This is a genomic window from uncultured Friedmanniella sp., from assembly GCF_964244005.1.
Classification (GTDB): domain Bacteria; phylum Actinomycetota; class Actinomycetes; order Propionibacteriales; family Propionibacteriaceae; genus Microlunatus.
Genome location: NZ_CAXTHG010000023.1, coordinates 65,792 through 79,011, shown reverse-complemented (window position 1 = coordinate 79,011; position 13,220 = coordinate 65,792). Strand labels below are relative to the sequence as shown.

The following is a 13,220-nucleotide window of genomic DNA, read 5'->3' as shown; positions in this document are numbered from 1 at the left end:
AGTTCCTGGCCTGGTTGACCGCCCACCAATGCCACCTCACCATCCGACCAGTGGTGGACCGGCCCATGAAGCCGCGGTCGACGCCTACGAGACCCCGACAAGGATCCGGGAGTTCATGCGGATCCGACATCCCGCGGAAGTGTTCCCCTACGGGGTCGGGACTACCGCCCATCTCGACCTGGACCACACCGTTCCGTACATCCCGATGGCTTCTGGTGGCCCGCCGGGCCAAACCAGCCTCGCCAACCCGGGTCCGCTCAGCCGGTCCAGCCACCGCGCGGTCACCCACGGCGGCTGGCGACGGCGGCAACCCGAACCCGGCCGGTACCTGTTCCGGTCCCCGACCGGCTTCACCTACCTGGTCACTTGCCAGGTCGGGGTGCGTCCCCAATAGTGGCGGCATGGGTGCAGGACTACTCAGCGGGCACCGGTGGCGGTGAGTGGCGGCGCACGATCGTCGCGCGGTAGTCGAAGCTGTTCTGCTTGACCTCCTCGAACTCGAAGTCGACCACCTCGCCAACGGTGAGGCTGCGGTACCCGTCGCCTTCGATCATCGAGAAGTGGACCCACGCGTCACGGCCCACGGGCAAGGCGTCTGAGCTGATGGCTCCGACGCCCTGCGGCTCGCGGTAGAACTTGACGCGTCCCACAGGCATGAACCCAGTGGATCACATGCCGGCCACTGATGGTGGTGAGCGCCGGAGCCACTCCGCGCGAAGATGCTGCCATGACCTCCTCTGGGCTGCGTTGGCCGGAAACAGCGCCAACGTCCGGCCCGGTGACCCTGCGTGCGTTTTGCGAACCGGACGTGGCCATGGTGCAGGACCTGGCCACCGACCCGTACATTCCGCTGATTGGTTCCCTGCCTGCGGACGCGGACCCAGCGGCGGCGTTGGCCTGGATCGGCCGCCAGCACGCCCGGCTGGCCGAGGACGTCGGGTTCAGCTTCTGCATCGCCGACGAGGAGGACCGGCCGCTCGGCTTCGCGGGTCTGTGGACGCGAGGCCTGCCGGGCGGCCGCGCCACGGCGGGCTATGCCGTCCGCCCCTCAGCACGAGGTCGCGGTGTCGCCACCCACGCCCTCAGAGCCCTGACCGACTTCGGCTGGACATTTCCCGACCTGCACCGGATCGAGCTGTACATCGAGCCCGACAACATCGGCTCGCGCCGCACCGCTGAGCAGGCCGGCTATCGGCATGAGGGCCTGCTGCGCCAGCACCAGGAGATCGGCGGCCGGCGACGCGACATGTGCCTCTACGCGCGGCTCCGTGAGGTCGCGGACGGACCGCTCAGGGCCCGTGGCAGGGTAGGCAGATGACTTCTGATGGTGCCACCCAGCCCGCCTCCGCTGTCGTCGTCGTGACCGGCGCGAACGGCCTGGTCGGGGCGCGGGTGTGCGAGGTGTTGGCGGTGCGGGGGGCGACCATCCGCGCCGTCGTGCGCCGGCCGGGGACGGCGCCGGTGCTCGACGGGCTGACTGAGCACGTCGGCGACTTCGCTGACCCGACTGTGGCCGCAGCCGTGGTCGAGGGCGCTGACGCCGTGGTCACCACCGTGCACCCGATGGGTTCGGACCGGGCGACGCAGCAGCGCGTCGGGGTCGAAGACACAGCGCTGCTCGCCCGCGCCGCGCGGGACGCCGGCGTGGCCCGGTTCGTGCACGTCTCGACGTGCGCGGTCTACGACCGGTCGCCCGGGACCGGCGACGTGGACGAGACGTCGGCGCTGGTGGCCGACGACGGGGGCGACTACCCGGTCACCAAGCGCGACACCGATGCGGCCCTGGCCGACGTCGAGGGCATCACCCGGGTGCTGGTGCGGCCGCCCGCCATCCTCGGGCCGGGGGAGACGTCAGTCTGGAACACCCTGCAGCCGGCCGCGATCCGCGACCAGCAGCGCGCCGCCAACCCGGCCCAGACGTTCGCGTGGGTGCACGTCGACGACCTCGCGACGTTGGTGGCCGACCTCGCCGACGGCCGGGTGCCCAGTGGCACCGACCCGGCGACCGGACCGGTCGAGGGCGGCTGCACGGCGGTCGACGTGGCGGGTGAGCCCGCGACGTGGGGTGACTACGTCGGGACAGTGACGCAGGCCCTCGGCCTGACCGCGGTCTGGGACGACACCCTCCCCGCCTGGACCGGTCAGATCCTCACGGACCGGGCGCAGGCATGGGGCTGGACCCCGGCCGTCACCCTCGAGCAGGCCCTCGCCGAGCTGTCCGCCGGCGTCACCGAGTCACGTACAGCCTGACCGCGAGGACCAGCCCGGCCAGGGCGACGCCGACACGCAGTGGGGTCTCGGGCAGCCGCCGGACCAGCGGGGGACCGAAGGCGGACCCGACCACGGCCCCCAGGCCGAGCGGCACGACGGCCGACCACTCGACCGACCCGGTCAGCACGAAGATCACCGCCGCGGTCGTGTTGGCGACCCCGACGACCGCGCTCCGCAGCGCGGCTAACCGGGCCATCCGGTCGGGCAGCACGGCGCTGAAGGTGGCGAGCAGCAGCACGCCGGCGCCGGCTCCGAAGTAGCCGCAGTAGACGGTCACGACCCCGACCACCGCTATCACCAGCGGGTGGCGTTCGTGCAGCCGGCCAGCCTGCAGCCGCCGCAGCCACGGCCGCAGCAGCAGCACGACGGAGCCGAACGCGACCAGCCACGGCACCACCTGGGCGAAGACCCCGGGCGGTAGCCGGAGGAGCAACAATGCGCCGGCCGTCCCCCCGCCCAGCCCGAGCGTGCCGAAGGTGAGGACCCGCCGCCGCATCCCGGTCAGCTCGCGCCGGGCGGAGGTCACGCTGCCGACCGTGACGCCGGTGAGCGCGACCGTGTTCGTCACGTTCGCGGTCAGCGGCGGCAGCCCGAAAGCGAGCAGTGCGGGGTAGGACACGAGCGAGGCCAGTCCGGAGACGTAGCCGACCAGACCCGACCCTGCCCCGGCCAGCACCAGCAGACCGGAGCGCAGCCAGTCGTGCCAGGTCACCAGCGCTCCCCTTCGGTTTGATGGCCCGGCCCTCGGGTAAGTCGGACTCGTCTGGGGCCGCTCACGGAGCGGCGCCGACGTCCTCCACGGAAAGGATCCCATCGCCCGGGGGATCTGCTCCGCATGACCGACGACGACGCCGGTCACGAGCTTGGGAAAGAGGTATTCCGGTGAAGAAGAGCCAGAAGACGCTGCTCGCAGTGGCCATCGCTTCGAGCGTGGCGGTGATGAGCGCCTGCGGCGGTGGCGGGGACGAGCCTGGTTCCGACTCCTCCAGTGCCGCTCCCGCCTTCACCACCAACGCCACCGGGGCCCTCAGTGCCTGGGGCTTCGAGAACGCCGACGAGGTCGGCACCTCGCGGCTGGACTACGCCAAGACCAAGCTCACCGGCGTGACGATCAAGATCGACGCCACGGCCTTCGACGCCCAGAAGTTCACCACCCGTGCGGCCAGCGGCACCGTGCCCGACGTGGTCCAGATGGACCGTCGCTTCGTGGCCACCTACGCCGCGCAGGGCCTGATCAAGCCGCTCGACAGCTGCTTCAGCGCCTACGGCATCGACCCGAAGACGCAGTACTACCCCTCGGTCGTCGACGACGTCACCTACGGCGGGCACATCTGGGCGGTACCGCAGTTCTACCAGCCGCCGGCGATCATGCTGAACAAGCGGGTGATGGCCAAGGCCGGGGTCACCGACGCCGACCTGGACACCTCCAAGCCGGAGGCGCTGCTCGCGGCGGTCGCCAAGATGTACAAGGCCAGCGGCAACAACCCGAGCACGCTCGGCTTCGACCCGGTCTCGACCGGCCAGACCGAGCTGTGGATCCTCGGCCTCGGCGGGCAGCTGATCGGCGCCGACGGCGTCCCCACCCTCGACGACCCGAACAACGTCAAGGCGCTCACCCTGCTGAAGCAGCTCAACGACGCCCAGGGTGGCTACGCGAAGGTCAAGAGCTTCAGCGACTCCTTCGACACCTTCGGCGACAACAACCAGTTCGTGAAGGACCAGGTCGGCGCGCAGGTCGACCCCCAGTGGTACGTCAACGTACTGACGCCGTACGTCAAGAAGGTCGACATCGGCGCGGTGCCGTTCAAGAACAGCGAGGGCCAGCCGTTCACGGTGGCCGGCGGCAGCTCCTTCGTGATCCCGGACAAGGCCAAGAACCCGGACGCGGCCTGCGCCTGGGCGACCAGCCTGACCTCCCAGGACGCCTGGCTGGCGGCTGGCGCGGCCCGCGCCAAGACCATCGCCAAGACCGACGGCGCGATCAACACCGGCCTGTTCACCGGCTCACCCGCCGCTGACCAGGCGATCCGCAGCCAGTACGTCAAGTCCAGTGGCAACGCCGGCTTCGACCAGACCATCTCGACCTACTACGACATCGTCGCCGCCGGAAAGTCCTACGGCTCCTCGCCGGCCGGTCAGCAGGTCCAGACCGAGGTGCTGAACGCCGTCACGTCGTCGTTGCTGGGCACCAAGGCCCCCGATGCCGCGCTGAAGGACGCTCAGACGGCCGCGATGCGGGCCTACAACCAGACCCGCTGACGCGGTAGCCCCCGTGACCGACCACCGCGAGGTCAACCGGGCCAACTGGGACGAGCGGGCGCCGGCTCACGCGGCGTCGGCGGACTACGCCCTCCAGCGGTTCGTCGACGACCCTGAGCACCTCAGTGGCGTCGTCTCGTTCGACCGGCCGCGGCTGGGCGACCTAACTGGTTTGCGGGGCTTGCACCTGCAGTGCCACATCGGCACGGACACGTTGTCGCTGGCCCGGCTCGGAGCGCAGATGTCCGGCCTCGACTTCTCGGGGCCGGCGCTGGCCGCGGCGCGCTCTCTCGCCGAGCGGGCCGGCGCGTCGATCACCTACTACCAGGCCGAGGTGGACGACGCGCTAGCCGTGGCCGGGGCCGCGGCGTACGACTTCGTGTTCACCGGGATCGGGGCGCTCTGCTGGCTGCCCGACGTCCGCCGGTGGGCCCAGACCGTCGCCGGGCTGCTCGTGCCCGGTGGTCGGCTGTTCCTGCGGGAGGCCCACCCGGTGCTGTGGGCGCTGGCCGAGCAGACGGGCGACGGTCGGCTGGTGGTCGATCTGCCCTACTTCGAGCAGCCCGAGCCGATGCGTTGGGACAGCGACGTCACCTACGTGGGGACTGACGTCCGGCTCGAGCACACGGTGAGCTATGAGTGGAACCACGGGCTGGGCGAGATCGTCACCGCCCTGCTCGACGTCGGGTTCACCCTCACCACCCTGGTCGAGCACGACTCCCTGCCCTGGGAGGCGCTGCCGGGGCTGATGACCGTCGACGAGCGCGGGGAGTTCCGGCTCATCGACCGCCCGGAGCGGCTGCCGTGCTCGTACACGCTGCACGCCCGGCTGGACCGGGCCTGAGCCTCAGCCCTTGCGACCCTGGGTGGCGACGCCCTCGATGAAGTAGCGCTGGCCGAAGGCGAACAGGACCAGCATCGGCAGGGTGACGAGCAGGGCGGCCACCATCACGTACTGGTAGTCGCCCTGACCGCCGTTGCCGGGCGCGTACTTGGTCATGGAGTAGGCGATACCGAGCGGCACGGTGAAGCCCTCGACGGTGCCGGCGTTCAGGTAGATGAGGGCGGCCTGCAGGTTGTTCCAGCTGGCCTGGAACTCGAACAGGAACACGATGATGAACGACGGGATCGCCAACGGCATCGCAATCCGGCGGAACAGGCCGAAATAGCTGGCGCCGTCCACCCGGGCGGCCTCGAAGAGCTCGCGCGGCAGGCCGAGGAAGAACTGGCGCTGCAGAAAGATGTAGAACGCCGAGCCGAAAAGGTTGGCCCCCCACAGCGGCACGTTGGTGCCGAGGAACCCCAGGTTCTTCCAGATCAGGTACTGCGGGATCAGGGTGACCGCGCCCGGCAGCATCATCGTGGCCAGCACCAGCCCGAACAAGAAGGTGCGACCGGGGAACTTGAAGTAGGCGAAGCCGAACGCGACGAACGAGCTCGAGATGGCGACAAAGGTCGCCGCCAGCACGGCGATCAGGATGCTGTTGCCCATCCAGTGCAGCAGCGGCAGCTGGTCCCAGACCTCGGCGTAGTTGCTCGGCTTGAAGGTCTCGGGGATCAGCTTGTTGTCGAACACCTGCCCCTTGGGCTTGAAGCTCGCGGCGATCAGCCAGATGAACGGGTACAGGAACAGCAGCGAGAAGCCGATCAGTAGCACCCAGAGCAGCACCCGGCCGACGAGGTTCTGCGGTCGGTACCAGCGGTTCGGGCGCCGGCGGGAGGCGGCGCCGCCAGCAACGGCCAGGCCGGCGGGCTGGGCGGTGGTCGGCAGGGTGCCGCTGGAGGAAGAGGTGAGCGACATCAGCAGGCTCCTCGCCGGTGGGGCTGGTGGTCGCTGCGCTCCCGCACCCTCATCAGCGGTCTCCCTCGTAGTAGACGAAGCGGTTGCCGAAGCGCACCTGGATGGCGGTGATGATCATGATGATCACGAACAGCAACCAGGCCATGGCGGCGGCGAACCCGAAGTCGAACTGGCGGAAGGCCTGCTGGAACAGGTAGACGCCGTAGAACAGCGACGACTCCGGCGAGGCGTTGTTCTGGTCGCGCCAGAACAGCAGGAACGCCTGGTCGAACACCTGCAGCGCCGCGATGGTGAGCACGATGACGTTGAAGAAGATCGCCGAGGAGATCATCGGGACGGTGATGGTGAAGAACGACCGGACCGGTCCGGCGCCGTCGAGAGAGGCCACCTCGTACAGCTCGCGAGGCACGTTCTTGAGCGCAGCGAGGAAGATCACCATCGTCCCGCTCACGCCCCACAGCGTCATCAACACGATGGACGGTTTCACCCAGCTCGGGTCGATCAGCCACTGCGGGCCTTCGATGCCGATTAGCGCCAACCCTTTGTTGATGGCGCCGGTGTTGCCGTTCAGCAGCAGGAAGAAGACCGCGGCTGTCGCGACCGACGGGGTCATCTTCGGTAGGTAGTAGAGGGTACGGAAAACGCCTGCGCCCCTCGTCAGCCTGTTCAGCAAGGCGGCCAGCAGCAACGCGAAGATGATCTCCAGCGGTACGGCCATCACCGCGAAGAACAGCGTGTTCTTCAGGGCCAGCGCCACTTTGGGGTCTTCGATCATGCCCCGGTAGTTGTCGAGCCCGGCCGGTCGAGTCGTGTTCTTGGCCAGGTTGTAGTAGCTGAACGAGATGTAGAGGCTGTAGGCCATCGCGCCCAGGGTGAAGACCAGAAAACCGATCAGCCAGGGCGAGATGAACAGGTAGCCGGCGATCGCCTCGCGCCGGTTGTACTTCCGCGACCTCAGCGGCCGGTCCGGCTTGGCCGGGGTCGAGGCTGACTGGTCAGGACGGGTGAGGGTGGCCATCAGCGGGTGGCGCTGCTCCGGCCAGCGGGTTCGGTCATCGTCATGGCTACCTCCGGCCGGTTCCGTGTGGCATCGTTGCCACAGCGGCTAGGACAAGTCGCGGTTCGAGAGGAGCGCACGTGCGCCGCATCGAGACCACGACCGACCCGTACCCCGTGGACCGGTCGGTCAACCGGTCGGCACCGCCGTCGACAACCCCGGCGGGGATCCGTCGCCGCGCCACCCTCAAGGACGTCGCCCAGGCGGCCGGCGTCTCCCTGTCGACGACCTCGCGGGCGTTGAGCGGCGAGGGGTACGTGGCCCCCGCCGTCCGCGACCGGGTGCGCGAGGTCGCCGACCGCCTCGGTTACGTGCCGCACGCGATGGCCCGCAGCCTGCGGTCCCAGGTCAGCCGCTCCATCGGGGTGCTGGTCTCGGACCTGCGCAACAGCTTCTACGCCGACCTCGCGGCCGGGATCGCGGGTCGGGCCCGGGATGTGGGCTACACGATGACGCTGGTCGACGACCAGGGGTCGGCCGAGGACGAGCTGAGCGCAGCACGCGCCTTCGTCTCCACCCGCGCGGCCGGGGTGATCGTCACTCCCGTCTCGGCCGAGGTCTCGGCCTACCTGCTGGCCCAGCACGTACCGCTGGTCGAGGTCGACCGCCAGTTCTTCCCAGACCGCTGCGACGCCGTGGTGATCGACAACCAACGGATGGCGGCAGAGCTCACCGAGCACCTGCTGGCGCTCGGCCACCGGCGGATCGCGATGCTGATCGACGAGACCGAGTGGACCACCGGAGCCGCACGGTCAGCGGGCTACCGCGAGGCGCTCGCCGTGGCCGGCGTGCCGCCCGACCCGGAGCTGCTGGTCGCCGCGGGTTGGGAGGTCGACGGCGCCCGGCGGTCCGCGGTCGAGCTGCTGGCCACCCGCCACCGGCCCACCGCCATCCTCGCCGCCAACAACGTGCTCGCCGAAGGGCTGTGGCGCGCCGTCAGCGACCTGGGTCTGCGGGTGCCGACCGACGTGAGCATCGCCTCATTCGACGACGCCCGCTGGATGAGCATGGTCAGTCCCGGGGTGACCGCGGTGGCTCAAGACGTCGTGGCTCTCGGGGCGGCCGCGGTCGACCGGCTGCTGGCCCGGTTCGCGACCCCCGACGAGCGGCCGCGCACGGTCACCCTCGCGGCCCAGATCCTGCCCCGCGCCTCCACCGCCGCGCCCCCCGCATGATCGTCACCGAGTCCGACGGCCTGACCGAGGTCTGCGGCTCGACCTACCGGCTGCTGCTGGAGCTCGACGCGATGTCCACCGCGCCGTACGCGATCCTGCAGGACCCGGCGGGCCAGACCTGGAGCGCCCTCAACCTGCTCAGCTCGGTGCCCACCGTCGACCGACCCGATGAGGTCTACGCCGTCGGCGCCTGCACGGTCGAGACGGGCAACGGGGAGAGCGGCGGCGAGGACGTCGTCGTGGTGGTGCGGACCCGCAGCACCGCCTGGGCCCAGCACGAGCTGCGGCTCGTCTGCCGTCCCGAGACGCTGGAGCTGTCCGTCACGGTCACCGGCGAGGGCTGGCTCGGCTCGGTGCAGCTGCTCGGCGGCCAAGGGACGCTCGTGGACGGCGCCGCGGGAGCGTTCGCGTCCTCGATCGCCTTCGCCTCGGTGCTGGTGCCCGCGCCGGGTGAGCCGGTGCAGCTGGTCCGGCCCGCGCACAGCGGTGGTCAGCTGGGACTGGTGGGCGACGCGTCGCCCGGCCGGCTGCACAGCGTCTTCTCCCCGCCGCCGCTGGTCTTCGGGTTCGGTCGGGCCGTCCCGACCGGGCCGACGTCGGTCCCGCCCGGGGACTGGCTGGGCGTCGGGCTGCGCGCGCCGGTGGCCGAGCTGACCTTCACCACCCTCGCGTACGTGCCCCAGGACGGCGGCTTCCATCTCGAGCTGGCCTACGAGGGCCACACCGAGGTGCGGGGGACCTGGCGGACACCCGTCCTGGTGCTGCGCCCGGCCGCCACCGGCTGGGCAGTGCTGGAGGACTACCACCGCGACCTGCTCGACGCGGGCCAGGTGCCGGCGAGCGCCACCGCCCCGGACGCCCGGCCCGCCTGGTGGGCCGAACCGTTGTTCTGCGGCTGGGGCGCGCAGTGCGCCCGGGTGGGCGTCGACGCTGACTCCCGGACCACGCACTCCGAGCGCGGGCTCACCGCCTCGGCCGCGTCGCAGTCCCGGCAGGACGTCTACGACACCTTCCTGGCCGGGCTCGCCGCCCACGGCATCCACCCCGGCACGGTCGTCCTCGACGACCGCTGGCAGGCCGCGTACGGGACAGCCGAGCCCGACTCCGAGCACTGGCCCGACCTGCGCGGCTGGATCGCCGACCAGCACCGCCAGGGCCGGCGCGTGCTGCTGTGGTGGAAGGCCTGGGACCCGGCCGGGCTGCCGGCCCAGGAGTGCGTCCGCGACGCCGCCGGCCGGCCCGTGGCCGCCGACCCGGCCAACCCGCGCTACCTCCAGCACCTCACCGACATCGTCACCGCGCTGATCGGGGCCGATGGTCTCGACGCCGACGGCCTGAAGATCGACTTCACCCAGCGCGCGCCCAGCGGTAGGAGCCTGCGCGCCCACCCGGGCGTCTGGGGCATCGCCGCGCTGCACGCCATGCTGGCTGCCCTGACGAACGCCGCCCATGCGGCCAAGCCGGACGCCCTGGTCGTCTGCCACACCGTGCACCCCGCCTTCGCCGACGTCTGCGACATGGTGCGGCTCAACGACGTCGCCCACGGAGACATCCACGGCGTCGGAGTCCCGGTGGTCGACCAGCTGCAGATGCGGCACGCCATCGCCTCCCGGATGCTGCCCGACCACCTCATCGACACCGACCAGTGGCCGATGCCGGACCGGGCGGAGTGGCGTCGCTACGTCGAGCACCAGACGGCGTACGGCGTGCCGGCGCTCTACTACTGCGAGGCGATCGACCGCACCGGCGAGCTGCTGGGCGACGACGACCTTGCCGCGGTCGCGGCCAGCTGGCGACGTTACCGCGAGGGACGCTCCCCGTGACCGTCGAGGTCGCGCCCGGGGTGTACCGCGTCGAGGACACCTGCGCGGTCTACCTCATCGTCGCCGAGGGCCCGGAGCGGACGGCGGTCGCCATCGACTTCGGCGCCGGCCGGGCGCTCGAGGAGCTGCCTGGGCTGGGCATCAGCCGGATCACCGACGTGCTGATGACCCACCACCACCGCGACCAGGGCCAGGGGCTGCCGCTGGCGCTCGCGCACGGAGCCCGGATCCACGTCCCGCCGGTCGAGGTCGACCTGTTCGAGCGGGTCGACCAGATGTGGCGCAGCCGGACCCTCGACAACTGCTACACCGTCCGGGAGGACCGGTTCTCCCTCCTCGAGCCGGTGCCGGTGACCAGCACGGTGCCCGAGTACCGCAGGTTCGACGTCGGTGGGGTGCGGCTGCTCGTCCTGCCGACCCCCGGCCACACCGTCGGGTCGGTCAGCTACCTGCTCGAGCGGGACGGGCGCCGGACCGCCTTCACCGGTGACCTGGTCTACGGGGCCGGCAAGGTGTGGTCGCTCGCGGCCACCCAGTGGTCCTACACCGAGAACGAGGGCCCGGCGATGACCGTGCTCAGCTGCTGGCTGCTCGCCGAGGAAGCGCCTGAGGTGCTGCTGCCCTCGCACGGCCGGCCGATCCCCGACGCCGTCGCCGCGCTGGAGCTGCTCGCGGGGCGGATGCAGACCTACGTCGACTCGCGCCGGCCGTACCCGTGGGACCTGCGCCAGTGGCTGCGCTCCCCGTACGTGCCGCTCACCGAGCACCTGCTGCTCAACCACACCAGCCTGGCCGCCAGCTACGTGCTGCTGTCCCGCTCCGGCGAGGCGCTGGTCGTCGACTACGGCTACGACCTCACCACCGGACTGCCGTACGGCACGGACCGGGCGGCGCGGCGCCCTTGGCTGGCGTCGTTGCCCGCGCTCAAGGCCACCTACGGCGTGCGGGCGGTCACCGTGGCCCTGCCGACCCACTACCACGACGACCACGTCGCGGGGATGCCGCTGCTGCGCGAGGTCGAGGGCACCGAGATCTGGGCGCCCGCGAACGTCGCGCCCGTGCTGGCCGACCCGTGGCGAGAAGACCTGCCCTGCCAGTGGTTCGAACCGATCCACGCCGACAGGGTGCTGCCGCTGGGAGAGTCGTTCCGCTGGCAGGAGTACACGATCACCGTCCACGACCAGCCGGGGCACACCCGGTACGCCGCTGCGTACAGCCTGGAGGTGGACGGGGTCCGGGTCATCTTCACCGGCGACCAGCAGGACGGGCTGGGGGTGCCCGGGATCCGCCGCGAGCTGCTGAACTACCAGTACCGCAACCGGTTCAGCCCCGAGGACTTCCGGACCAGTGCGGCGCTCTACCGCCGAGTGGCGCCCGGGCTGATGCTGAGCGGCCACTGGGCGCCGCGAACGGTCGATGCGGCCTACCTCGACGACCTGGCCGGTCGGGCGGAGGAGCTGGTGGCGCTGCACGCCGACCTGCTGCCCAGCGACGACCTGGACCTGGCTTCGGACGCCGTGCTGGCGCGGCTCGTGCCCTACCGCAGCGCCGTTCCCCCCGGCGGCACGGTGACGGTCCAGGTCGAGGTCCGCAACCCGCTGCGCCAGCCGGCCACGGTCGAGGTCGTGCCGGTGCTGCCCACCGGATGGGCAGCCCCACCCGTGCCGGCGGTGGCCGTGGCCGCCGGGGGGAGTGTCGTGCTGCCGTTCGTGGTCACCGTTGGCCACCGGGTCGCTCGGCGGGAGCGTATCGCCGTCGACCTGACGATCGGCGCCCTCCGGCTCGGTCAGCACGCCGAGGCGCTGGTCGACGTCGTTGCGCCGCCGGCGGACCGGAGGGCCGGTCCGGTGCTGGGGCTGGACATCGGCGGCACCAAGCTCGCTGCGGCCGTGGTGACCTCGGACGGAACGGTCCTCGGCGCTTCTCGGCAGCCGACCCGGCGGGAAGAGGGTCCCGACCGGGTGCTCGAGCGGCTGTTCGCCCTCGGCCGGGACGCGGTCGAGGCCGCGGGCGTGGGTCCGGTGGTGGCGGTGGGCGTCTCGTGCGGCGGGCCGCTCGACGCGACGGCCGGGGTGCTGAACGCGCCCCTGCACCTGCCCGGCTGGCACGACGTGCCGGTGGTCGCCTTGGCCGAGGCCGCGTACGGAGTGCCAGCCGCGCTCGAGAACGACGCCACTGCGGCGGCGCTGGGGGAGTACCGCTTCGGCCACGGCCAGACGTTGCCCGCCAGCGCCGGCACGCTGCTCTATCTGACCCTGTCCACCGGTGTCGGCGGGGGCGCGGTGGTCGACGGCCGGCTCCACCGGGGTGCCGCGGGCAACGGCGGCGAGTTCGGCCACCTGGTCGTGGTGCCCGGCGGCCGGACCTGCCTGTGCGGACGCCAGGGCTGCCTCGAGCGGTACGTGTCCGGCACGTCGATCGCCGACCGGGCCCGGGAGGCACTGCAGGCGGAGGGGATCGGGTCGGTGCTGGCGGGCCGGTCGGACGTGCGCGCCGAGGACGTGGTCGCGGCCGTGCGGGCCGGTGACGCTCTCGCGAGCCGGCTGTGGTGCGAGACGACCGAGCTGCTCGCCACCGCGCTGACCGACCTGGTCAACGCCTTCGAACCCGATCTCGTCGTGCTGGGCGGCGGGGTCACCCGGGCGGGGTCCCTGCTGCTCGACCCGCTCCGGACGGCTGTCGGGAGCACGGCCATGTCTCCAGCGGCGCGGGCCGTCCGGCTCGAGCTGACGGCGCTGGGCGATGCTGTCGGGGTCGTGGGGGCGGCGGCCGTCGCGTTCGACCGGCTGACCAAGCCAGACCCCACCCGAGAGCCGACGGAGGCGTATGTCTGA

The 13,220-nt window shown here is 71.4% G+C and carries 11 protein-coding genes and 1 pseudogene; 8 read left to right on the top strand and 4 right to left on the bottom strand.

The features are described 5' to 3' along the window. Positions 1-394, top strand: a pseudogene (locus ACFE76_RS14880) (hypothetical protein); the annotation flags it as partial. A 19-nt stretch (positions 395-413) separates the two neighbouring features. Here ACFE76_RS14880 and ACFE76_RS14875 read toward each other — a convergent pair. Then, positions 414-656, bottom strand: coding sequence for a cold shock domain-containing protein (locus ACFE76_RS14875; protein WP_375432547.1), 243 nt, complete (start codon positions 654-656; stop codon positions 414-416). A gap of 122 nt (positions 657-778) precedes the next feature. On the opposite strand from ACFE76_RS14875, the gene ACFE76_RS14870 reads away from it, so the two are divergent. Together ACFE76_RS14870 and ACFE76_RS14865 are read left to right on the top strand one after the other, a co-directional pair. Then, positions 779-1,318 carry a GNAT family N-acetyltransferase gene (locus tag ACFE76_RS14870; protein WP_375432546.1) on the top strand — a complete coding sequence of 180 codons (540 nt, stop codon included), beginning with the start codon at positions 779-781 and terminating at the stop codon, positions 1,316-1,318. Further along, positions 1,315-2,250 carry an NAD-dependent epimerase/dehydratase family protein gene (locus tag ACFE76_RS14865; protein WP_375432545.1) on the top strand — a complete coding sequence of 312 codons (936 nt, stop codon included), beginning with the start codon at positions 1,315-1,317 and terminating at the stop codon, positions 2,248-2,250. Before ACFE76_RS14870 ends, ACFE76_RS14865 begins: the two co-directional genes overlap by 4 nt. Here ACFE76_RS14865 and ACFE76_RS14860 read toward each other — a convergent pair. After that, a complete protein-coding gene (locus ACFE76_RS14860; protein WP_375432544.1) occupies positions 2,228-2,983 on the bottom strand; it encodes a sulfite exporter TauE/SafE family protein in 756 nt (251 codons plus the stop codon). The two genes, ACFE76_RS14865 and ACFE76_RS14860, sit on opposite strands and share 23 nt — an antisense overlap. Before the next feature lie 170 nt (positions 2,984-3,153). Between ACFE76_RS14860 and ACFE76_RS14855 the strand changes: the two genes are divergently transcribed. Further along, on the top strand, positions 3,154-4,530 hold the full coding sequence (locus ACFE76_RS14855; RefSeq protein ID WP_375432543.1) for an ABC transporter substrate-binding protein: 1,377 nt from the start codon (positions 3,154-3,156) through the stop codon (positions 4,528-4,530). A 13-nt stretch (positions 4,531-4,543) separates the two neighbouring features. Beyond that, entirely contained in the window at positions 4,544-5,374 is an 831-nt protein-coding gene (locus tag ACFE76_RS14850; protein ID WP_375432542.1) for a class I SAM-dependent methyltransferase, read from the top strand. Between the two features lie 3 nt (positions 5,375-5,377). Here ACFE76_RS14850 and ACFE76_RS14845 read toward each other — a convergent pair whose 3' ends face one another. Next, positions 5,378-6,331 (bottom strand): carbohydrate ABC transporter permease, encoded by a 954-nt coding sequence (locus ACFE76_RS14845; RefSeq protein WP_375432541.1) that lies wholly within the window; start codon positions 6,329-6,331, stop codon positions 5,378-5,380. Between the two features lie 52 nt (positions 6,332-6,383). Further along, a complete protein-coding gene (locus ACFE76_RS14840) occupies positions 6,384-7,349 on the bottom strand; it encodes a carbohydrate ABC transporter permease (protein ID WP_375432540.1) in 966 nt (321 codons plus the stop codon). Between the two features lie 119 nt (positions 7,350-7,468). Between ACFE76_RS14840 and ACFE76_RS14835 the strand changes: the two genes are divergently transcribed. From ACFE76_RS14835 to ACFE76_RS14825, 3 genes are read left to right on the top strand one after another with little or no spacing between them, the layout of a single operon-like run. Beyond that, positions 7,469-8,563 (top strand): LacI family DNA-binding transcriptional regulator, encoded by a 1,095-nt coding sequence (locus tag ACFE76_RS14835; RefSeq protein WP_375432539.1) that lies wholly within the window; start codon positions 7,469-7,471, stop codon positions 8,561-8,563. Continuing rightward, complete coding sequence (locus ACFE76_RS14830; protein ID WP_375432538.1) at positions 8,560-10,386, top strand: hypothetical protein; 1,827 nt, start codon at positions 8,560-8,562, stop codon at positions 10,384-10,386. Before ACFE76_RS14835 ends, ACFE76_RS14830 begins: the two co-directional genes overlap by 4 nt. Beyond that, complete coding sequence (locus tag ACFE76_RS14825) at positions 10,383-13,220, top strand: ROK family protein (protein WP_375432537.1); 2,838 nt, start codon at positions 10,383-10,385, stop codon at positions 13,218-13,220. The genes ACFE76_RS14830 and ACFE76_RS14825 overlap by 4 nt, the downstream gene beginning before the upstream one ends.